We start from the raw sequence: 22,203 nt of genomic DNA on the forward strand, positions 1-22,203 counted from the left end.
GCTTATGAATGAGGAATCAGGAATGAGGAATGAGGAGTTGCAGCACGCTAGTCCGACTGGCTCACCTGATAATTCCTCATTCCTCATTCCTCATTCCTCATTACCCGACACCGCCATCGTCATCCTGAACTGGAACGGGGCGAAGTTTCTGCGGGAGTTTCTGCCCGGCGTCATTGCCTGCGCCGACGGGGCCCGCGTGGTGGTAGCCGACAATGCCTCGACCGACGACTCGGTGGAGCTGCTGGCCCGCGACTTCCCGGCCGTTGAGCTGCTGCTGCTCGACCAGAACTACGGCTTCTGCGAAGGCTACAACCACGCCCTGAGGCAGGTAGACAGCGACTACTTCGTGCTGCTGAACTCCGACGTGGCCGTGACGCCCGGCTGGCTGCAGCCGCTGCACCAGCTGCTGGCCGCCAACCCGCGCATTGCCGCCGTGCAGCCCAAAATCCTGGCCCACGCCGACCCCACGCTGTTTGAATACGCGGGCGGCGGCGGCGGCTACCTCGACCGGCTGGCTTACCCCTTCTGCCGCGGCCGGCTATTTGATACGCTGGAAAAAGACCTCAGGCAGTACGACGACCCGCGCCCCGTGGCCTGGGCCACCGGCGCCTGCCTGCTGGTGCGGGCCAGCGCCTGGCGCGCCCTGGGCGGCCTCGAGCCTGCCTTTTTCGCGCACATGGAGGAAATTGACCTCTGCTGGCGCTTCTGGAACGCGGGCCACGAGGTGTGGTACCACGGCGGCAGCGCCGTGCAGCACGTGGGCGGCGGCACGCTGCCCAAAAGCAGCCCGCGCAAAACCTACCTCAACTTCCGCAACGGCCTGGCCCTGCTGTATAAAAACGCCGCGCCCGGCGAAGTACGCAGCGCGCTATGGCAGCGCGTGTTGCTCGATTGGGTGGCGCTGGCGCGCTTCCTGCTGGCTGGCAACTGGCCCGAGGCCAGGGCCGTGTGGAGCGCCCACTGGCACGTATTTCAGAAACGCCGCTACTGGCAGCAGCAGCGCCAGGCGGCCCAGCCGCACCTGCGGGTGGCGCAGCGGCCCGGGGTGTACGCGGGCAGCCTGGTATGGGCGTATTTCGTACAGGGAAAACGAAAATTCTCCGAGCTGGGGCTGAAAGGCTAACGCTGGCGCGCGTCTCCGACGCGTGCCGACTGGGTTTGAGCCTCGGGCTCGTTAGCCAGAACAAGTCGCCAGTTCCGTCGTTTTATACCGCGAGCCAGAGGCTCGAACCCAGTCGGCACGCGTCGGAGACGCGCGCCAGCGATAAATACAGCTATGCCCATTGCCTCCATCAACCCCTACACCGGCCGGGTGCTGCGCCGCTTCCGCCCCATTTCCCGGGTTAAAGCCGAGCAGCTGCTGGCCCAGGCGCACCGCGCTGCCGCCGGCTGGCGCACTACCACGTTCGCACACCGGGCCGACATTCTGCGCCGCGCCGCCGAACTACTGCGTGAGCGACAGGACGAGCTGGCCCGCCTGATGGCGCTGGAAATGGGCAAGCCCGTGGTAGATGGCCGCGCCGAAGCCCTGAAATGCGCCGCCTGCTGCGATTTCTACGCCGAAAAAGCCGAAGAATTTCTGGCCGACGAGGAAATCAAAACCGACGCCGGGCGCAGCTTCATCAGCTACCAGCCGCTGGGTGTGGTGCTGGCCGTGATGCCCTGGAACTTCCCGCTCTGGCAGGTGGTGCGCTTCGCCGCCCCGGCCTTGATGGCAGGCAACGTGGGGCTGCTCAAGCACGCGTCCAACGTGCCGCAGTGCGCGCTGGCGCTGGAAAAAATCTTTCATGACGCGGGGCTGCCGGAGGCCTGCTTCCGCAATTTGCTTATTGAAAATGAGCTAATCCCGCAGCTCATTGCCGACGACCGGCTAGCGGCCGTCACCCTCACCGGCTCGGAGGGCGCGGGCAGCGCCGTGGCCGCTGCCGCCGGGCAGCACATCAAGAAAACCGTGCTGGAGCTAGGTGGCTCCGACCCCTTCATCGTGCTGGCCGACGCCGACCTGGCCCTAGCCGCCAAAACCGCCGCCCAGGCTCGCATGCTGAACGCCGGCCAGAGCTGCATCGCCGCCAAGCGCTTCATCGTGGAGAAGAAGGTGCTCAAGGAATTCATCACCCAGCTCAAAACCCACCTGCTGGCCCTGCGCCCCGGCGACCCGCTCGACGAAGCCACCCAGTACGGCCCCCTGGCCCGCCCCGACCTGGCCGACGAGCTCACCAAACAGGTGGCCGACTCAGTAGCCCAAGGCGCCCGAATCGAGCTGCACGGCGGCCAGCCCAAGCCCGGCAGCGCCGTATTCAAGCCCATGATTCTGTCGAATGTGAAGCCCGGCCAACGCGCTTACGAGGAGGAGTTTTTCGGGCCGGTAGCCCTGGTGCTGGAAGCCAAAGACGCGGCCGACGCCGTGCGCCTGGCGAATGACTCGCGCTTCGGCTTGGGGGCAGCGGTGTGGACTGCTGACCTGCAAAAAGCCGAGGAAATGGCCCGCCAGATTGAGAGCGGCGCGGTGTTCGTCAATGGCCTGGTGAAGTCAATGAATGAGCTGCCGTTTGGCGGGGTGAAGAAGTCGGGCTACGGCCGCGAGTTGTCGTACCTGGGCATCCGGGAGTTCGTGAACCAGAAGTCGGTGTGGATTGGGAAGGCGGCCGCGCCAGAGGCCAAGACAGAGTAGCGCCAGCCCGCTGACCTAGGCGTAGCCCAGCAGCTTGTAGGTCGTCCAGCCCAGTATTTCGTGCAGCAGCAGTGTCCACTGCGCCAGGGCATCGGCCGAGGGCATGGCCCAGTAGTCGGGGGTAATCTGGCGGGGCGCGGTGCGGAAGTCGGCGGGAAAAGAAATCGGGTGCAGGCCCACTTTGTGAAAGCAGCCCAGCGCCCGGCGCTGGTGAAAAGCCGACGTTACCAGAATGAGCGTATCCAACTCGGGCTGGCGGGCCAGCAGCTCTTTGGTATAGAGGGCATTTTCGCGGGTGTTGCGGCTTTCTTCCTCCATCAGGATGGCCGAAGTCGGTACCCCGGCCAGCCGCAGCAGGATGCGCAGCTCCTCGGCCTCGGTGCGGGCCTTGTCGAGCACGCTGCCCGAGCCACCCGTGATGATGATGCGCCGCACCCGCCCGGCGCGGTACAGCCACAGGGCATTGGTGAACCGGTCGGCGCCGGCGCCCAGGTACACGCGGTCGGTGGGCTCGTGGCTTTCGGTGATGCCGGTGAGCAGCACGGCGGCATCGGCCTGCCGGGGCAGCTGGGCGAGGCGGCGGGGCGGCAGCTCCCACAGCCGCAGCAGCTCGTTAGGCAGCATCGGGTTGGTGCCGATGAGGGCCAGCAGGGCGGCGGCCCGCAGCCGGCGGCGCTGCCGCTGGGCATCGCGCGCGATGAGGGCCAGCAGCAGCAGGACCATCAGCCACACGGCGGGCGCCACGAGGTAGAATAATACTTTGGAAAGCAGGAAGAACATACGGGCGGCTTAGCGCGCGTGGGGTATGAAATCGCGCAGCCGCTCGAGCTGGGCGCGCACTTCGGCCTCGGTGGTGAGGTTGTCGCATTCCAGCAGGTGACCCTGGCAGTAGCTCACGAAGAAGGGCGCCACTTTCTGCTGCATCATTTTCTTGGCCACCGGGTTTTCGTCGGCATTCAGGCGGACAAACAGGATGGGGGCAAAGGCCGGATTGTCGGCAAACTTGCTGAAGGGTGGCGCCAGTCGCTGGCAGATGTCGCAGCCCTCGGAGGTGAATTTGGCGAACACCTTGAGGTGGTCGTGAATCAGGCGGCGCAGTTCGTCGTCGTTGGTATCGTGGACGTGCAGGCGGTTTTCTTCGGTCATAAAAAAGGTGGATAGCTCGGCCTTTAACTCCCAAACTCAGCAAAAGGATGTAGTGGGGCGGACGGTGCGTGGTAGTACGAATTCCGCGAAGCGGTTCGTACTACCACTTTGTCGGCAGGGCATAATCAGCCCGATTGTAACAACGTCAGAGTGGTAGTACGAACCGCTTCGCGGAATTCGTACTACCACCTCGTTCTACTTGCGCAGCATCAGTTCGCGGATGTACTTCACCGGGGCGCTGCCGTAGCTCAGAAACTGCTCGTGGAACGCCTTCAGGTCGAAGCTCTGGCCGTCGCGCTTTTTGAGCTCTTCGCGCAGGGCGTAAATCTCGGTGTAGCCAGTGAAGTAGCTGCTGAGCTGCACCTGGCTGAGGGTGGCGCGGCGCCACTTGCCCTCGGCCTCGGCCCGCTCCTGAAAGCCGTCGCGCATGAGCAGCGCCAGGCCGTCTTGCTCGCTGATATTATCGACGTGCACGGCGTGGTCGAGGATGGTGTTGAGCGTCGTGCGCAGGTTCCACTTGTTCCACATCAGCCACATTTCGTCGGAGTTCTGGCCGTAGCCGCTTTCCAGCATCATGCGCTCCGAGTACACGGCCCAGCCCTCCACCATCGCGCCGTTGCCAAAGACGGATTTCACCAGCGAGGGCGAGCGGTTGGCGTACACCAACTGGGTGTAGTGGCCCGGAATGGCCTCGTGAATGTTGAGAATCTGCAGCGTGTAGTCGTTGTACTCGCGCAGGTAGCTCTCGGCCTGGGCGGCCGTTTTCTCCGCTGGAATAGGCTCCACATTGTAGAAGGTATCGGCGGTCTTGTCGTAGGGGCCGGGGGCCGAGATGCTGGCCCCGGCGCCACCGCCGCGCATGTAGAGCGGCGTTTCGCGCACCACCAGCGGCTTGCTGGGGTCCTGGGTGAGCAATTTATGGTCGTTGACGAACTGCACCAGCGTCGGAATCTGGCGCTTCACCGCGTCCACGAACCCGTCGCGCGGGGCATGCTTCAACGTAAGCTGGCTCACCACTTTGGTGATGAGGGCCAGCGTATCGGCCGGGGCCGGCTGGCCAGGGAAATACTTAGGAAACAGCCGGGCGGCGCGCTGGCCCATGTCGCGCAGCAATTCCTTCTTGTGCTTAAGGGCTTCCTGGTACACCTCATCGGCGGTGAAGTGCGACTGAATATCGAGCCCGAATTTCTGGTCGAACAGCGCCTTGCCGATGCGGAAGCTGCGGTACTGCCCGGCCGCCGCCACGTCTTTCTGCAGGAAGCTCACGTAGCCCTCGATGGCCTGCCGGGTGGCGGCGATGCGCGTGGTCAGCGTCGTTTTTTCGGCGGCGCTGAGACCGGATTTCTGCACCGAGTCGGCCAGCGCGGGGCCGAATACGGCCAGGCCGCCCTGGTTCTGAGCAATGGCCAGGACGGTGTGCTCCCGGGTGGGTTGCTGGATGTTGGCGCGGGCGGCGGCGTAGTAGGCGGCGGCGTTGGTCAGCTTGTCGCTGATGTTGCGCAGGCGGCGGTCGAGGCGGTAGTGCCGGCCGTTGAGCAGGTCGCCCACGCTGGCGCCGAGGTTGTAGCTGGCGGGATTCCACTGCCAGTCCTTCAGCGTATCGGCGTACCAGCGGAAGGCCCGGAGCTGGTTGGCCAGCAGGCGGTAATCGGTCTGGTTGTTGACCGAGAGGCTGTCGAAGGCAAAGCCGCGCAGGCGCTGCTGGCTGCTGGTGTAAAACTGCGCATCGCGCTGGCGCTGGCCGGCATCGGGGATAAGCAGCAGCGAGTCGTATTTGTGGTAGCCCTGCTGGGCGGCCCAGTCGGGCGCGTGCTGCCACAGCTCTTCGATAAACTGGTTTTTGTAGGCATCGAAGCGGGTGTCGGCCGAGTTACCGGCCTTGGCAGCGGTTTTGTCGGACGACTGGCAGCCGGCGGCCAGCGCCGCCCCGAGCAATAAGAGGTAAGTGTGTTTCATGAAAGCGGGAAAGGGTACGCGGGTGAATACCGCTCTACAAAGGAACGGCACGCCCCGCAATACGTAGGCTGGGCCAACCTCACCCCCCGGCCCCCGAAGAATGCTTGATGCGCATTCCCTGCGGAGAGGGGGAGCCTGACGATTTTCTAATAGGGCAAACCCGCGCAAGACCGGTGCCCCCTCTCCTGCGGAGAGGGGGTCAGGGGGTGAGGTTGACGCCAGCGCAATCCATTACCGCCCCCAGCCTCAACGCTTACGGCCCAAAGCCCGCCGCAACTCCGGCCCCAACCCAGCGCCAGGCCGTACTTTTCGGCTCTTTTTCACGCCCACCCTCCCACCCAACTCCCTTTTCCATGCCCCGCATCGAACACGATTTTCTCGGCGAACGCGAACTGCCCGACTCCGCCTACTACGGCATCCAGACGCTCCGCGCCCTCGAAAACTTTGCCATCACCGGCATTCCCATCAATACCGAGCCGCTCTTCGTGCAGGCGCTGGCCTACGTGAAAAAGGGCGCCGCCCTGGCCAACCGCGACCTCGGCGTGGTGCCCGCCCACATCGCCGAGGCCATTGCCCGGGCCTGCGACCGCGTGGCCGCCGGCGAGTTTGACGACCAGTTTCTCACCGACATGATTCAGGGCGGCGCGGGCACCTCGGTGAACATGAACGCCAACGAAGTCATCGCCAACGTGGCCCTCGAACTGATGGGCCACGCCAAGGGCGACTACCAGTACTGCCACCCCAACAACCACGTCAACTTCTCGCAGAGCACCAACGACGCCTACCCCACGGCGTTCCGCATTGCGCTAAATAACAAACTGGCCGGCTACCGCGATACCCTCTCCGAGCTGGCCGAAGCCTTCGGCGTGAAGGGCGTCGAGTTCCGTAACATCCTCAAGATGGGCCGCACCCAGCTGCAGGATGCCGTGCCCATGAGCATGGGCGACGAGTTCAACGCCTTCGCCACCAACCTGCGCGAGGAGCTGCTGCGCATCGACGACTCGCGCCGCCTCATCGCCGAAATCAACATGGGTGCCACCGCCATCGGCTCGCGCATCAACGCTCCGGAGGGCTACCCTGAGCTGGTCACGCAGTACCTGCGCGACATCACCGGGCTGGACCTGAGCCTCTCCGGCGACCTTTTCGAAGCTACCTACGACACCGGCGCCTACGTGCAGCTCTCGGGTGTGCTCAAGCGCACGGCCGTGAAGCTCTCCAAAATCTGCAACGATTTGCGCCTGCTGTCGAGCGGCCCGCGCACGGGCTTCAACGAAATCAACCTGCCCGCCCTGCAGCCCGGCTCCAGCATCATGCCGGGCAAGGTCAACCCCGTCATCCCCGAAGTGGTGAATCAGACGGCCTTCTACGTCATCGGCGCCGACCTTACCGTGACCATGGCCGCCGAGGCCGGCCAGCTGCAGCTCAACGTGATGGAGCCCGTTATCAGCTTTGCGCTGTTTACTTCGATTTCATATATGACCAACGCCTGCCGCACCCTGCGCGAGAAGTGCGTGGTGGGCATCACGGCCAACAAGGAGCACGCCGAAAACCTGGTGCGCAATAGCATCGGCATCGTCACCCAGCTCAACCCGGTTATTGGCTACGAGGCTTCGGCCGGCATCGCCAAGGAGGCGCTCAAGACCGGCAAATCGGTGCACGACATTGCCGTGGTGGAGCGCGGGCTATTGACGCAGGAGAAATGGGATGAGATTTTCACGTTCGAAAATCTGATTCGGCCGGTGTTTATGAAGTAGTACCGGAACAGCAAAAAAAAACGTCATCCTGAGCGCCGAAGGCGCGAAAGGAACTCGTCCGGGTCTCAGTGCGGCAGTAATTAATTACTACCACAACGAAGCGGGCGAGGTCCTTTCGCGCCTTCGGCGCTCAGGATGACGTTTTTTTTCGTCTTTACAGCCCTACCACCAGCCGCTGCACCGCCACTTTCTTACCCGACTGCACTTTCACAAAGTACACTCCGGCCGCCCAGCCGCTGGTTTCGAGCGCGTATTCAGCCCCCGCGAAGCGCGTGGCAAACACCTCCCTCCCCGTGAGGTCGAACACCTGCACTTGGCTGCGCGCCGCCGGTGCGGCCGCCAGCGCCAGCCGCACCGGGCCGGTGGTGGGGTTCGGGTAGAGCACCAGGGCGAAGGCGGGCGCTGCCGGCGTCACGCTGGTGGGCGTGGCCGCGCCAATCTGAAATACCCAGGTCTGGTTGGCCGCCAGGCTACCCAGCGTGGGCGTGAAGCTGCTGAAACCACCCTGCGCACTCACCGTCACCGTGCCGGCCGCCTGGCCGCTCACCAGCTCCGTCACCGGGTAGGTGCCGGCGGGCAGGGTCGACACCGCTACCGACAGCGCCGGCGACGTCACCGCGCTGCCGCTGACGTTGGCCGCTACTAATACCATCTCGGCATCGAACACCCGGGCGTAGCTGATGACCGGCGCGGCCGAGGCCGTGGCGGGCAGGTAGTAGCCCTTGCGCAGGGCCGGGCTGGCGTTGCGCAGGCCGATGAACTTCTTGTAGTGATTGAGCAGCGAGTTGGGGTCGGCGGCCATCGTGGCCACGTTGAACTGCGCGTAGTTGGCATTGAGGGCGCGCCAGGGCGTGCCGGTGCTGAAGCCCGCGCGGGCGCCAGCCGTCCACTGCATGGGCAGGCGCTTGTTTTCATCGGCGCCGGTGCCGCTCATGCCCACTTCTTCCCCATAATAAAGGAAGGGCACGCCGGGCATGGTGAGGTAGAGCGCGGCAGCCTGCTTCATGCGCGGCTGGTTGCTGGCCAGACCATCAAAGACGCGGTTCTGGTCGTGGTTGGTGAGGAAGGTGGCGTATTGCAGGCGCGGGTAGAGGTTGTTCACCAGGTTGAGCTGGGTACGCAGGGCCGTGGGGCTGCCCTGGGTCACGGCGTTGATGATGCTCTCGCCCAGGTCGAACTCGAAGCAGATGTCGAGGCGGTTGTTCTGCACGTAGGGGATGACGGCGCGGGTGTTGGTCCAGGCCTCACCTACTGACAGAGCCTGCGGGTTCACGGCTTTCAGCGAGTCGTGCATTTCCTGCAGCACGGCCAGCGTTTCGGGGGTGTCGGAGTGGGTCGTGCCGGTTTCCACGAAGTAGCGCACGGCGTCGAGGCGGTAGCCATCCACGCCCTTCTTGAGCCAGAAGCGGCTGGCATCCCACATAGCAGCCTTCAGGGCCGGGTTGCGCCAGTTGAGGTCCGGCATGCCGTCCCAGAAGGCCCCGTAGTAATACTGCCCGTTGCGGAAGTGCCAGCCGCTGCCTCCGAACGGCCCGAAGCCCAAATCCGTCGGCGACCACACGTACCAGTTGCGGTAGGTATTGCTGGGGCTGCTGGCCGACTGCGTAAACCACGGGTGCTGGCTCGACGAATGGTTCAGCACCAGGTCAATTATCACTTTAATCCCGCGCTGGTGCGCCGCCGCCAGGAAGGTTTCAAACTCGGCCATCGTGCCATAATCCGGCTCGGTGGCTTTGTAATTCGTCACATCATAGCCGTGGTAGCTCGGCGACTCCATCATCGGCATCAGCCAGATGCCCGTAATGCCCAGGTCGGTGGTCGTGGCCGGGTTGCCGTCGTTGAGGTAATCGAGCTTCTGGGTCATGCCCGCAAAGTCACCCTTGCCGTCGCCGTTGCTGTCGTAAAAGCTGCGCACGAAGATTTCGTAAAACACCGCGTCGTTCCACCAGTAGGTCGGGTAGTTCGTCGCCGGGGCCCCGTTGCAGGCCGCGCAGCTGCCGAAGCACAGCGCGGGCGTGGTATTCACGGCCGCCGTGGCATCTACCACGCGGGTGAGGGTGCCGCTGGCATCGGCGGTGCCGCAGGCGGCGGGTACGGTTTCGGCGCCGGCCAGGGTGCTGCCGTTCACGAAGCGGTACTGGAAGCGGGCGGGCGCGGGCAGCGCGATGCGCGCCTCGAAGATGCCGTCGCCGTCGGCATCGCGCAGGGGCAGGGCGGTGGCATCGCCGGCCGCGCCATAGCCGGCCAGCGGCTGGAAGTTGCCCACCACGTGCACCCCGGCCGACGACACGGCCTGCCCCGTCATATCCACCCGAAAGGTGAGCATCGGCAGGCAGCCCGCAAACGGCGTGGCCGGCAGCCGCACGGCCGCGCCGCCCACCACTACCTGGCGGTTCACGTTGCCGCTGGCATCGGCGAGGCCGCAGGTGGCGGGCACCAGCTCGGCGGCGGGCCAGGCGTTGCCGTTCACGAACTTATAGAGGTACTCGCCGGCCGGCACGGTCAGGGTTACTTCCCAAATCTGGTCGCCGTCGGCGTCGGTGAGGGCGGTGGTGGCGGGGTTCCAGTTGGCCGGGAAGCCGGCCGAGGCCTGGAAGTCGCCGGCCACGTGCACGCCGCCGGCGGGCACCGTCTGGCCGGTCATGTCCACGCGGAAGGTGACCTGGGCGGCCCGGGAATAATAGCTGCCCAACAATAGGGCCACCAGGAGTACGTAATGTCTCATTCGCTTGAATTAAATAAAGTCAACAGACCTAAAGGTACTGCGGACACAAGGTAGCCGCCGGCCCAAACGTTCGGAAAAGCCTACTTTGCGGCCGATTTAACACCCTTTTAACTCTATGCCCCTCCTTCGTCCTCTCCTGCTGGCCCTGCTGCTGCTGGCTGCCCCTGCCACTTTCGCCGCCAGCGTCGATACCCTGGCCGTGCCCAGCGCGGCCATGAACAAGACGTACCGCGCAGCCGTGGTGCTGCCCACCTCCTACCCCAAAAACAAGAAGGCCCGCTACCCCGTGCTCTACCTGCTGCACGGCGCCTGGGGCCACTTCGATAACTGGCTGAAGCAAACGCCCGACAAGCAGACCGTCCACCGCCTCGCCGACCAGTACAACCTCATCATCGTGTGCCCCGAGGGCGAAACCTTCGGCTTTTACCTCGACAGCCCCGTGAACCCCGGCAGCCAGTTCGAGACGCACATTCTCAAGGAAGTATTGCCGTTAGTCGATAAAACCTACCGCACCGTAGCCGACAAGAAGGGCCGCGTCATCGCCGGCCTGTCCATGGGCGGACACGGCGCGCTCTACCTCTCGGCCCGCCACCCCGAACTCTTCGCCGCCGCCGGCAGCATGAGCGGCGCCCTCGACCTGCGCAGCCTCACCCGCAACGTCTCTGCCGCCGAAAAAGCCAACCGCGAAAAGCTCTGGGCCCCGGTGCTGGGCGCCGAAACCGAACACCCCGAACGCTTCACGGCCAATTCGGTGATGAGTATGCTGGAAAAAATCGGCCAGAACCAGCTGCCAATTATCATCGACTGCGGCGTTGATGACTTCCTCATCGACATCAACCGCGAAGTGCACCGCCGCCTCGTGTACCAGCACATCCCGCACGACTACACCGAGCGCCCCGGCGCCCACACCTGGGACTACTGGCAGAACGCCCTGCCCTACCAGGTGCTGTTCCTCAACGGCGTTTTGAAGGCCAATGGGGTCACGGTAGAACGATAAACTCCCCTCCTTGGAAAGGAGGGGAGTTTTTCGCCCTCCCCGATGGTTTTCCGCCTCGTCCCACCCGCGCCCGCCCTCCGGCCCTTCGTGCAGCACTACCTGCTGGTGCACGTGCGCCATGCCGACCAGGCCGTGAAACCCATGCCCCCGGCCCCGCAACAGTGCCTGTACTTCTACCCGCGCGGGCAGATGCGTACCTTTCACTACGGCCAAGGCCAGGATATTGCCATGCCGGCCAGCATCGTGGTGGGGCCGCAGGTGTCGCGGGTCGATTTGCACTTTGCCCCCGACCACCTCATGGTCTGCGCCGCTTTCTGGCCTGGCGGGCTGCACCGGCTGCTGGGCGTGCCCGTGCGGGAGCTATTTGATTTCTCGGTCGAAAGCCGGGCCCTGCTCGGCCCCGGCATCGGCGAAGTAGAGGCCCGCCTGGCCGAAACCACCGACTACGCCGCCATGCTCGCCATTGTGGAAAGCTACCTGCTGCGCGCCCTGCGCCGCCTGCCCGGCCGCCCCGAGCGGCCGCTCGACCGCCTGCTGCCCACCCTGCTGCCCTCGGGCCGCACCACCGCCCCCCTGGAGCACCTCGCCGCCGATGCCTGCCTGAGCCCCCGCCAGTTCGAGCGCAACTTCGTGGAGCAGGTGGGCCTGGCGCCCAAGCTCTACGCCCGCATCGTGCGCTTCGACCAGGCCTTCCGCCTCAAGGAGCAGCAGCCCGACCTCGACTGGCTGGCCGTGGCCATCCACTGCGGCTACTTCGACTACCGCCACCTAGTGCGCGACTTCAAGGAATTTGCCGGCGTGACGCCCCCGCAGCTGCTGGCCGCCGAGGTAGCCCACACCCAATTAGCCGGCGGCCGCCTCCAGCTGGGCCGCTAGGCTGTACCGCGAAACTCCGTTTCCGCGACGAGCGCAGCGAGTTCCAGGCGTCTGCTAACGCTTGCTACTCGCTGCGCTCGTCGCGGAAACGGAGTTTCGCGCTACTCCCGAAATGTCGTTTTTTTACTACCCCCCGCCCCCCGCGCACCCCCACCTTTGCCGGCGTAACAACCATCCAAAGTTCACGCCATGAAAACCCTCCTCCTCAGCCTCGCCCTGCTGCTGGTCACCGGCCGCACCTTCGCCCAGGCCCCACCCGCCACCACCACCGCCGCCGACGAAACCGCCATTCGCCAGCTGGTGCAGCGCATGGCTGCCAACTGGACCAACCACCACTTCGCCGACATGGAAACCTACACCACCCCCGACGTCAGCTGGGTCAACATCGTGGGCATGTGGTGGCGCGGCCGCCCCGCCGTGCAGCAGGCCCACCAACAGATTTTCGACACGATGTTCAAAGGCGTCCCCTTCACCCTCAACGACGTCAACGTCCGCTTCGTCACCCCCGACGTAGCCGTCGTCAACGCCCACGAGCACGTCGGCGCCTTCTACCCGCCCGACGGCATCAACCGCGGCGCCAACAAAGCCGGCGACACCGACGAGCTCATGACCCTGGTGATGGTGAAACAGCAGGGCCGCTGGCTGCTCACCGCCGGCCAGAACACCGTCATCGACGCCCGCGCCGCCGCCAGCAACCCGATGCAAAAGCCGGCGAAGTAAGCGGCTAAGAACAAAACTCCCCTCCTTTCCAAGGAGGGGATGTTTTGCCGCAGGCAAAACGGGGGTGGTTCGCCCGCTCGCGCCGTCAGGAGCATATCCACGTATGTACCCCCAACCGGCACGAAAGCCCTGCCGAAGGAGCATATCCGCGTATGCCCCCCACCCGGCGCGAACGGCGCGACCGGGCGAACCACCCCCGTTTTGCCTGCGGCAAAACATCCCCTCCTTGGAAAGGAGGGGAGTTTTTTCGTTCTATCATGCCCCACCTCACCGCCGCCGATATCCGCGCCTTCGAGCGCATCTACCGCCTCAACCTCGTCAACGGCCTGCCCGGCTTCAAGCCCGCCACCCTCGTGGGCACCGCCGCTCCTGATGGCCTCACCAACCTAGCCATCTTCAGCTCGACCCTGCACCTGGGCTCCGACCCGGCGGTGCTTGGCATCGTCACGCGCCCGGCCACCGTGCCCCGCCACACCTACCAGAACATCCGGGCCAGCGGCTGCTTCACCCTCAACCATGTGCCCCTGGCCAGGGCCGCCCAGGCCCACTACACCTCCGCCAACTTCCCCGACGGCGTCTCCGAGTTCGACGCCTGCGGCTTCACCCCCGCCTGGCGCGACGACTTCCCCGCCCCCTACGTGGCCGAAAGCCCCCTGAGCATCGGCCTGCGCCTGCGCGAAGAGCTGCCCATCCACAACGGCACCGTGCTGCTCGTCGGCACCGTCGAGCACATCTACCTCCCCGACCAGGCCCTGCGCCCCGATGGGACCCTCGACCTAGCCAGCCTGGGCACGGCCACCGTCTCAGGGCTTGATAGCTACCATGCCGTAGGCCCGCCCGTGCGCTTCGGCTATGCCCGGCCGGGGCAGCAGCCACAAGCGGAGTAGAACAAAACTCCCCTCCTGCTAAGGAGGGGATGTTTCAGCGCAGCTGAAACGGGGGTGGTTAGGCCGTCCGCGCCGGCTGAACTAAAACCGAACAAAGCAGTAACTTAAAACCCTAAAGCCCAAGCGGCGCGACCGGGCCAACCACCCCCGTTCGCGCCTCTTCGGCGCTCACATCCCCTCCTTTCCAAGGAGGGAAGCTTCGTTCTCTCCACATGAAAATCACCCTCTTCTGGCACCGCCGCGACCTGCGTTTCACCGACAACGCTGGCCTCGCCGCCGCCCTGCAGGCTGGCGCCCCCGTCCTCCCCCTCTTCATCTACGACGCCGACATCCTCGCCCCCCTGCCCCCCGACGATGCCCGCCTCACCTTCATCCACCACCACGTCGAGCGCCTCGCCCACGAGGCCCACGAAGCCGGCGGCGGCCTGCTCGCCCGCCACGGCCAGGTGCTGGCCGTCTTTCAGCAGCTGCTCCAGGACTACGACCTCCAGGCCGTGTATACCAACGAGGACTACGAGCCCGCCGCCATTGCCCGCGACACCGCCGTGGCCAAGCTGCTCTACGCCCACGACGTCGAGTTCCACGCTTTCAAAGACCAGGTTATCTTCGCCAAAGACGAAGTGCTGACCAAAAACGGCAAGCCCCCCAAAGTCTTCGGCGCCTACTCCAAAACCTGGCAGGCCCAGGCCACCGACGCCGACTTCCAGGCCCACCCCTCGGCCCGCCTCTTCACCAAGGAGCACCTCGCCCGCCCCCACCGCGCCGACGCTGCCCGGCCCTCTCTGAAAGACCTCGGCTTCGAGCCCCACGAGCAGTACACGCCCCCCGCCCAGCCCCCGCCCGCCGCCGTCGTCAAGCACTACCACCAGACCCGCGACTTCCCAGCCCTGGAGCCCGGCAGCACCCGCATGTCGGTGCACCTGCGCTTCGGCACCCTCAGCGTGCGCGAGCTCATGCGCCAGGCCCGCCGCGAAAACAGCAAGCTCCTCAACGAGATGATTTGGCGCGACTTCTTCATGATGCTGCTCTGGCACTTCCCCCACACCGCCACCGAGGCCTACGACCCCAGGATGCGCCACCTGCCCTGGCGCGACGCCCCCGCCGAGTTCCAGGCCTGGTGCGAGGGCCGCACCGGCCAGCCCTTCGTCGATGCCGGCATGCGCCAGCTCAACGCCACCGGCTACCTCCCCAACCGCGCCCGCATCGTGGCCGCCAGCTACCTCTGCAAGCACCTCTTCATCGACTGGCAGCTCGGCGAGCGCTACTTCGCCGAAAAGCTCCTCGACTACGACCTCAGCAACAACGTCGGCAACTGGCAGTGGGTGGCCGGCACCGGCGCCATCGCCGCCCCCTGGTTCCGCATCTTCAACCCCGAAAGCCAGCAAAAACAATACGACCCCACTTTCGCCTACATCAAAAAATGGGTGCCCGAATACGGCACCCCCAAATACGCCAAACCCCTGGTCGACCTGCAATTTGGCCGCGACCGGGCGCTGCAGCTGTTCCGGGAAGGCCGCCAGTAGAACGACAACTCCCCTCCTTGAAAAGGAGGGGATGTGAGCGCCGAAGAGGCGCGAACGGGGGTGGTTCGCCCGGTCGCGCCGGCCGCGCCATCAGAAAAACGTATCTAAAAGTCCGGATGCTTGCGATGCGGCCGTTTTCCCACCCGCCGCTTTGTTTCCGGCTTGGCACCAGCCAGCAGCCATCCGGTACACTCATCGGCCACCCGCATGGGACTCGCCCACATCACGGGGCGTATCTGGCTGATGCTCGCCGAAGCGTGGTAGAAATGTGCGTAGGCCTTCTCATCCTTGGAAATCACTACGTGGTCGGCGGCTAACGCCGCTTCCAGCAGATGGCAATCTTTGAGCATGATGGCCAGCACTTCCGGTGTCACCGGCAGCTTGCGTAGGGCTCCGTCGAGCCCCGTCCGGGGCTCTTCTACTGTGTGCACTACGCGGCGGCGCGATTCCATTTGCACCAGCCAATCGAGCGAATACTCCGAGGCATGGTTGTCCCATTCTTCTTCCAGCAGGGGCGTCTGCACCACAAAATGCCGCACCTGCCGAATGGCTTCCAAGGCTTCCCGACATGCCACAGCTTTGGCATCGCCGCTTCTTGCGGAGGCCGACTGCAGCACATCGGCATCAATAACCAACTGCCGGGGGCGGGGGGTAGCGGCTCTCATCAGGCTGTTGCTTTGCCAGCCTGCCGCTGCGCCCGCCGCTGACCAATAGCGTCCAGATAGCGACGCTTGGCTTCCAGCTCTACGTCTCCGAAATCCTCCGGCCAGTCGCCATAGGCCCCGTTTTCGTCGGGTTGCTCGAAGCGCACCGTGGTGGCCCCCTTGGCATCCCGCGAAAACCAGTGCAGGCCCACATCTTCCGGCTTCATCTCACCCTCGGCCACCATCGTCTGCACCGTCAGCAGCAACAGGCTGCTGTGCGTTTCCACTATCACCCGCACGCCCCGGTTGGCCGCCTCGGCCAGCAGCTCGGCCATCACCACCTGCGCCCGGGGGTGCAGGTGCAGCTCCGGCTGCTCCACGTACACCAGCTGCCCCTCCTGCGCCGCAATCAGCGCTACCACGATGGGCAACACCTGCGACACCCCGATGCCCACGTCGGCAATGTTCACCATGTCGGCCTTGCGGGGCTTGCCCCTGCTGCCGGCCGGCAGCCGGCTCACGCTTAGCTCTACGTCGTTGGCGTTTTTCACCTTGGCTGTGATACTATCGGTGAGGCCGAGGCGATAGAGGTAATCATTGAGTTTATACAGCTCTTTAGTATTCTCCTGCTGCTGCCATTGGACAATAATTCCAGCAACATATAAGTCAAATGTGCCTTTTACACTATCTTGAAACAAAGTGGGCAAATAAGTTCTCTCAGCCTTATTACGCAGACCAGGAATGTGCAAAAGAGTTGATAGAACTTTGTCGATTTGGATTGTAGTTTTAAAAACAACTACAAGATTACCCTCTTTATCACTTACGGAATTAACTAAGAACCCATTTCGCATCTGAACATGCCCAAAATTATTTTTTAATGAATACTGTTTCTGCCTCTTCGGGTCAAGTTGAGAGTGCATAGAGTCCCAAGTTGAATCTGGTGTTATGAGAGTCTTTCTTGGGCCATCAGGCCAACCCATAGATTGGGATTGCTGATAAGAGACTAAAAAATTGGCGCCGTCTACATGATAAGCAAGTTCAAAACTTCTTTTAACAGATGTTTCTCCTCGGTTATAGCTTCCTGTTATGCCTATCAAAAGCTGTTTAGCTTTACTTTTTCCGATTGCTGCCATCAAATCCCCCGCCGTATCCGCCTGAACATGCGCTCCATTCAATACCAGCGCCCCCGCCGGATTATAATTAGCCTCCATCGTCTGCTTAATCAGCAGCAGCGGCTGCATGATACTCGATTTCCCCGAGCTATTCGTGCCCGCCAGCAGCGTCAGCGGGCGCACGTGCAGCGTGGCATCCACCAACGATTTATACCCCTGCACCCGAATTTCTTCGATGAGCATGTAGGGCGGGCGGGCCGGCGCGGCCGGCGGCGTAGGGGGGGCAGAAGCGCGTTTGGGAGCCATAGGGCGCAAAGTACGGGGCGGGAGGCCAGAAGTGGCCGGCGCCCCGCGCCCGGCAGCACCCGAGAACGGGTTTGGTTGAATTAATAATTCTTCGTAACTAGCGCCGCGCTTAGTTGCTTACGGTCGAAATGCGCGGTCGGGGCGACGACCAAGCATCCCCACCTAGTCGGGATGCCCGGTCGAGGCGACGAGTACCCACCCCAACCCGGTCGGGATGCTTAGTCGAGGCGACGAGTGACCATCCCGACTAGGTGGGGATGCCTGGTCGGGGCGACGAGTGAGCATCCCGACCCGGTCGGGATGCCTGGTCGAGGCGACGAGGGACCACCCCGACCCGGTCGGGACCATTGATGAGTACTGACAGTCCTTTTTTTCACCCTTTACCCCTTTTCAACCATGATTGAACCCTTTCTCACCAACCCGTTTCGCAACTCCGTGCTCGGCGCGAAACGCTTTCTAAAGTACTCCGACGTGCACGTGGAGCGGCTGCGGGCGGCGCTGCCGGGCCTGCCCGATTTATTCAAGGCGCGGGTGGCGGCCACCGACGAAGCCATTGCCGACTACCGGCTGGCGGTGCAGGGTGGGGCCCAGCAGGGCGCCAAGCGCAAGGGTGAGACGCTGGACAATGACGCGGCTATCAAGAAGTTTCAGCGCTACGTGGGGCAGCAGGCCAAGATTATTGCCGCCCTCTACACGGATTTGGATAAGAATATCAAAGGCGAAAAGACCAAGCAGTACCTGCAGTTTTTCCCGAACAGCGTGACGGACGTTACGGAGGCCAACAAGGCCGATATTGACACCGAGGCCAGCGTGTTTCTAAAGGCGGCCGAGGACCTGAAGGACGACGTGGGTGCGGCCATGGGCACGAAGGCCAAGCAATTGTGGAAAAACGTGACGGATTCGCGCAAGACGCAGCTGGAGACGATGGGCGGCGAAGAGGACACCCAGGACCTGCGCGGCGCCGCCCGCCTGGCGCTGGCCGATGCCCTGTTTCTGAATTTGCTGGCGCTGCTGATGCACTACTTCCTGACGCCGGAGCGGGCGGGCGACTACTTTCCGGAGGCTATTCTGAAGGAGTACACGGGGCCGAAGGCGGCCGATGAGAAGCCGGCGCCCTCGCCCGCCGGCTAGGTCCGGCTCCCTTCCTTACCCAGGCCCCGCCGACAGTATCGGCGGGGCTTTTTGGTGCTGGCCCACCGTCAGGCTGATGGCGGATTATTGCTTATCGCTACTTTTGCCGGGCTGCCAACCGGGGCCACCTTTTCGCCAATGACTTATTGCTTCCTTTCCCATTCCTGGCGGCCGGCCCTGGCCGTACTGCTGCTGGGCGCCACACTGCGGCCGGCGGCGGCGCAGGCACCGCAGCTGCGCCGGGCGTTGGTGCAGCCCGCGCCGCATAGCGCGCTGCTCCCGGGCCAGCTGCTGACCCTGCCCTACACGCAGGGCCTCAATGCCAGCACCGTGGGCGGGGTGCAGCTGCAAAGCAGCCACGCCGGCCCCGGCATTGCCCTCGCGGCCGGCAGCACCGATTCGGTACTGACGGTGCTGCCCACGCAACCCTTCCGGGCCGGCGAAACTATCACCCTGACGGTACCGGGCACGGTGCAGGGCAGCGCCGGCGCGGCCGCCCTGCCCTACTGCCTGCAATACACGGCGGCCACGCTGGGTGGCAACGCCAGCTTCACCCGGCAGCTGCTGCGGGTATCGGTGTGGAATACCATCGGCGTGCTGCGGGCCGAGCCCTGCGACCTTAACAACGACCAGCTCCAGGACCTGGTCGTGTCGACCGACGACAGCGTCAACACCTGGCTGGCGCAGGCCGGTGGCGGCTACCGGCACTTTACCGGGCTGCTCACCTCGTCGTGGAGAGCCACGGCCGTGCGCGCTACCGACCTCAACCACGACGGCAATGCCGATGTGGTGTTTCGGCGGGGGGCCGACGGCCTGTATGCCCTGCTGGGCAGCGGCACGGGCGGCTTCACGGCGCAGTCGACGCTGATGTACTACGCCGCCGGCGGCCCGAGCGACTACGTGCTGGAAGTGGCCGACCTGAACTTCGACGGCCGCCCCGACCTGCTCACCGGTAATAGCATGACCCACCAGCTGGCCGTGTACCACGGCGCGGCCAGCGGCCTCTACCCGGTGGGCGCGGTGCTGACGGTGGGCTGGGGCGGCCACGCCCGCCTCACCCAGGGCACGCTGGGCGACTTCAACGAGGACGGTTTGCTGGACGTGGTGACCACCGATGTGGCCCAGGCGCCGGGCTACGCCGTGGCCACGGTGTCGCTGCGCACGCCCGCCGGGGGCTTCACGCCGGTGTTTGGCAACCTCTATCCCGCCGGCTTCTCGGTGGGCCCCTGGTACCCCCGCGAATTGCAGACGGCCGACGTGAACCACGATGGCCACCTTGACCTGCTGACGACTACATTCAGCGGCACGCTGGCCGTGCTGCTGGGCGATGGCACCGGGCAACTGGCCCACGCACCGGGCTCGCCCTTCACGTTTGGCAGCGGCGAGGGCACGGCCATTGCCGTGGGCGACCTCAACGCCGACAACCACCCCGATGCGGTGGTGGGCACGGCCGACCCTCGCGGCACCTACCAGCTCCAGGTGCTGCTGGGCGAAGGCAACGGCCAGTTTACCCCCGGCGCCCCGCTGCCTCTGCCCGGCCGCCCCGAGCACATCAGCCTGAGCGACCTCGACAACGACGGCGACCTCGATATTGTGGCGCCCCTGATGCAGACGCAGTACGTGGCTCTGTTGCTGAACCAGGCCAGCCTGCCGCCACGCCTGCTCTCGGCCATGCCGGGCAGTGCGGCGCCGGGCAGCCTGGTAGAAGTGTCGGGTACCAACCTGTCGGGCACCACCGCCGTAGCCTTTAATGGCGTGCCCGCCCAGCAGTTCAGCACCAACGCCCTCGGCACGGCCCTGCGCGTGACCGTGCCGGCCGGTGCTACCAGCGGCCTCATCAGCGTGGCCACCCGCGTCGGCCGCGACACGCTGCGCACCGCCTTCACGGTGCTGGCTACTCCCGCGGCCACGGCCGGCGCGCGCGCGCCGGCTTTGTTTACGCTCGCGCCCAACCCGGCCCACCACCTGGTGCGCCTGCACCTGGCGGCCAGGGCCGCCGCCCTGCCCCCGGCGCAGCTGCTCGATGCCACGGGCCGCCTCGTGCGCACGCTGCCGCTGGCCCCCGGCCAGCCCACGGCCGACCTGGAGCTGGCCGGGCTGCCGGCCGGGCTTTACCTGGTGCGGGTAGGCAGCCAGGCCCGGCGGCTGCTGGTGGAATAGTCGGCTGGAGGATAGATAGGTGAAATCCCCGCTGGTGTCCCCAGCGGGGATTTTTGCGTTGCTGAAGGCTGGCTCAGGCCAACCTTTCCCCACCCGCCCGGTTCTCCCCCGCATATGGAATACCGCCAACTCGGAGCCTCTGGCCTCCAAATCCCCGTCCTCAGCTTCGGCACCGCCACCTTCGGGGGCGGCAACGAATTCTTCAAAGCCTGGGGCAGCACCGACGTCACCGAAGCCCGCCGCCTCCTCGACATCTGCCTCGAAGCCGGCGTCAACCTCTTCGACACCGCCAACGTGTACTCGCAGGGCGCCGCCGAAGAAATCCTCGGCCAGGCCCTCGAAGGCCGCCGCCAGCACGCCCTCATCTCCACCAAGGCCACCTTCCCCATGGGCGACGGCCCCAACGACTTCGGCTCCTCGCGCCAGCACTTACTGCAAGCCTGCGACGACAGCCTGCGCCGCCTCGGCACCGACCACATCGACATCTACTACCTCCACGGCTTCGATGCCCGCACCCCCGTGCAGGAGACATTGCGTGCCCTGGATGACCTCGTTACCAGTGGCAAAGTGCGCTACATTGCCTGCTCCAACTTCTCCGGCTGGCACCTCATGAAGTCCCTCAGCGTGGCCGAGCGCCACGGTTGGGCCCGCTACATCGGCCACCAGGTGTACTACTCCCTCATCAACCGCGAATACGAGTGGGAGCTCATGCCCCTGGCCCAGGACCAGGGCGTCGGCGCCCTCGTGTGGAGCCCGCTGGCGGGGGGCCGGCTTGGCGGCCGCTACCGCCGCAGCCAGCCCGCCCCCGCCGACAGCCGCCTCCAGCAGGGTGGCGGCCAGGGCCCCGACGTGACGGACGAGTTCCTCTACAACATCGTGGATGTGCTCGACGAGCTGGCCGAAGAAACCGGTAAAACCGTGCCCCAGGTGGCCCTCAACTGGCTGCTCCAGCGCCCCACCGTCGCCAACCTCGTGCTCGGCGCCCGCAATGAGGAGCAGCTCCGCCAGAACCTCGGCGCCGTGGGCTGGAACCTCACCCCCGCGCAAGTGGCCCGCCTCGACGCCGCCAGCGATACTCCGCCGGTGTACCCTTACTGGCACCAGCGCCGGTTTCCGATGCTGAAGGCTTCGGTGCTATAAGGCTTAATCCCCCTCTTGCAGAGTTGCCCGCCGCAAGCCACCCTGTCGCAACCCCTCTCTTCCCGGGCCGGAGGAGAGGTGTTGCGTTGCCCCCAAGCCCGGCCCAAACAAGCGCCCCGCCGCTGCGTTAAGCAAGCGCCGGCCTTTCCCCCGGCTGCTCCCATGCCTTCCTCCCCCCAATCCTTCGACCAAGCCCCCTTCCACAATTCCTTCGTGGACGAGCTGCCCGGCGAAATAGCCCCCAACCGGCAGTCGCGCCAGGTGCCCGGCGTGCTCTACTCGCAGGTAGCCCCCACCCCCGTGGCCGCCCCGCAGCTGCTGGCCTGGTCCGACGACCTCGCCGCCCGGCTGGGTCTGGCCCGCCCCCCGGCGCGCGGCCCGGCCGTCGATGCCCTGGCCGGCAACCTCGTCACCGGCAGCATGAAGCCCTTCGCCGCCCGCTACGGCGGGCACCA

The 22,203-nt window shown here is 65.0% G+C and carries 17 protein-coding genes and 1 pseudogene; 12 read left to right on the forward strand and 6 right to left on the reverse strand.

What is annotated here, in order from left to right:
- Positions 1–4 precede the first annotated feature (4 nt).
- Positions 5–1,123 (forward strand): glycosyltransferase family 2 protein, encoded by a 1,119-nt coding sequence (locus Q5H93_RS23375; protein WP_305009154.1) that lies wholly within the window; start codon positions 5–7, stop codon positions 1,121–1,123.
- A gap of 153 nt (positions 1,124–1,276) precedes the next feature.
- Positions 1,277–2,671, forward strand: a complete 1,395-nt coding sequence (locus Q5H93_RS23380) for an NAD-dependent succinate-semialdehyde dehydrogenase (RefSeq protein ID WP_305009155.1) — start codon at positions 1,277–1,279, stop codon at positions 2,669–2,671.
- Between the two features lie 15 nt (positions 2,672–2,686).
- On the opposite strand, the gene Q5H93_RS23385 is transcribed toward Q5H93_RS23380, so the two are convergent.
- From Q5H93_RS23385 to Q5H93_RS23395, 3 genes are all read right to left on the reverse strand, one after another.
- A complete protein-coding gene (locus Q5H93_RS23385) occupies positions 2,687–3,451 on the reverse strand; it encodes a YdcF family protein (RefSeq protein ID WP_305009156.1) in 765 nt (254 codons plus the stop codon).
- A gap of 9 nt (positions 3,452–3,460) precedes the next feature.
- Positions 3,461–3,817, reverse strand: coding sequence for a thioredoxin family protein (locus tag Q5H93_RS23390; RefSeq protein ID WP_305009157.1), 357 nt, complete (start codon positions 3,815–3,817; stop codon positions 3,461–3,463).
- Between the two features lie 195 nt (positions 3,818–4,012).
- Entirely contained in the window at positions 4,013–5,773 is a 1,761-nt protein-coding gene (locus tag Q5H93_RS23395; protein ID WP_305009158.1) for a DUF885 domain-containing protein, read from the reverse strand.
- A 353-nt stretch (positions 5,774–6,126) separates the two neighbouring features.
- On the opposite strand from Q5H93_RS23395, the gene aspA reads away from it, so the two are divergent.
- Complete coding sequence (gene aspA / locus Q5H93_RS23400; protein WP_305009159.1) at positions 6,127–7,527, forward strand: aspartate ammonia-lyase; 1,401 nt, start codon at positions 6,127–6,129, stop codon at positions 7,525–7,527.
- Between the two features lie 154 nt (positions 7,528–7,681).
- On the opposite strand, the gene Q5H93_RS23405 is transcribed toward aspA, so the two are convergent.
- The gene (locus Q5H93_RS23405) at positions 7,682–10,252 is read right to left on the reverse strand and encodes an alpha-amylase family glycosyl hydrolase (RefSeq protein ID WP_305009160.1); all 2,571 of its coding nucleotides are present in this window, start codon (positions 10,250–10,252) and stop codon (positions 7,682–7,684) included.
- Positions 10,253–10,367: 115 nt separating this feature from the next.
- On the opposite strand from Q5H93_RS23405, the gene Q5H93_RS23410 reads away from it, so the two are divergent.
- The 5 genes from Q5H93_RS23410 to Q5H93_RS23430 all read left to right on the forward strand — a co-directional run bounded on the left by Q5H93_RS23410 (position 10,368) and on the right by Q5H93_RS23430 (position 15,255).
- Positions 10,368–11,249 carry an alpha/beta hydrolase gene (locus Q5H93_RS23410; protein ID WP_305009161.1) on the forward strand — a complete coding sequence of 294 codons (882 nt, stop codon included), beginning with the start codon at positions 10,368–10,370 and terminating at the stop codon, positions 11,247–11,249.
- Positions 11,250–11,291: 42 nt separating this feature from the next.
- Positions 11,292–12,125: an AraC family transcriptional regulator gene (locus tag Q5H93_RS23415; RefSeq protein ID WP_305009162.1), complete on the forward strand. Its 834-nt coding sequence runs from the start codon at positions 11,292–11,294 to the stop codon at positions 12,123–12,125.
- Positions 12,126–12,314: 189 nt separating this feature from the next.
- The gene (locus Q5H93_RS23420; RefSeq protein ID WP_305009163.1) at positions 12,315–12,845 is read left to right on the forward strand and encodes an SgcJ/EcaC family oxidoreductase; all 531 of its coding nucleotides are present in this window, start codon (positions 12,315–12,317) and stop codon (positions 12,843–12,845) included.
- Between the two features lie 257 nt (positions 12,846–13,102).
- Positions 13,103–13,732 (forward strand): flavin reductase family protein, encoded by a 630-nt coding sequence (locus Q5H93_RS23425; RefSeq protein WP_305009164.1) that lies wholly within the window; start codon positions 13,103–13,105, stop codon positions 13,730–13,732.
- A gap of 212 nt (positions 13,733–13,944) precedes the next feature.
- Entirely contained in the window at positions 13,945–15,255 is a 1,311-nt protein-coding gene (locus Q5H93_RS23430) for a cryptochrome/photolyase family protein (protein ID WP_305009165.1), read from the forward strand.
- A gap of 104 nt (positions 15,256–15,359) precedes the next feature.
- On the opposite strand, the gene Q5H93_RS23435 is transcribed toward Q5H93_RS23430, so the two are convergent.
- Together Q5H93_RS23435 and Q5H93_RS23440 are read right to left on the reverse strand one after the other, a co-directional pair.
- Positions 15,360–15,920: a hypothetical protein gene (locus Q5H93_RS23435; protein ID WP_305009166.1), complete on the reverse strand. Its 561-nt coding sequence runs from the start codon at positions 15,918–15,920 to the stop codon at positions 15,360–15,362.
- The gene (locus Q5H93_RS23440) at positions 15,920–17,254 is read right to left on the reverse strand and encodes an AAA family ATPase (protein WP_305009167.1); all 1,335 of its coding nucleotides are present in this window, start codon (positions 17,252–17,254) and stop codon (positions 15,920–15,922) included. The genes Q5H93_RS23435 and Q5H93_RS23440 overlap by 1 nt, the downstream gene beginning before the upstream one ends.
- Positions 17,255–17,713: 459 nt before the next feature.
- On the opposite strand from Q5H93_RS23440, the gene Q5H93_RS23445 reads away from it, so the two are divergent.
- The 4 genes and pseudogenes from Q5H93_RS23445 to Q5H93_RS23460 form a co-directional block, all read left to right on the forward strand.
- Positions 17,714–18,448 (forward strand): hypothetical protein, encoded by a 735-nt coding sequence (locus tag Q5H93_RS23445; RefSeq protein WP_305009168.1) that lies wholly within the window; start codon positions 17,714–17,716, stop codon positions 18,446–18,448.
- A 138-nt stretch (positions 18,449–18,586) separates the two neighbouring features.
- Positions 18,587–20,608, forward strand: coding sequence for an FG-GAP-like repeat-containing protein (locus Q5H93_RS23450; protein WP_305009169.1), 2,022 nt, complete (start codon positions 18,587–18,589; stop codon positions 20,606–20,608).
- A gap of 114 nt (positions 20,609–20,722) precedes the next feature.
- A complete protein-coding gene (locus tag Q5H93_RS23455; protein ID WP_305009170.1) occupies positions 20,723–21,748 on the forward strand; it encodes an aldo/keto reductase in 1,026 nt (341 codons plus the stop codon).
- 162 nt (positions 21,749–21,910) lie between these two features.
- Positions 21,911–22,203: pseudogene (locus Q5H93_RS23460) on the forward strand (hypothetical protein); the annotation flags it as partial.

This window comes from Hymenobacter aranciens (assembly GCF_030580865.1).
In the GTDB taxonomy this organism is placed as follows: Bacteria; Bacteroidota; Bacteroidia; order Cytophagales; family Hymenobacteraceae; genus Hymenobacter; species Hymenobacter aranciens.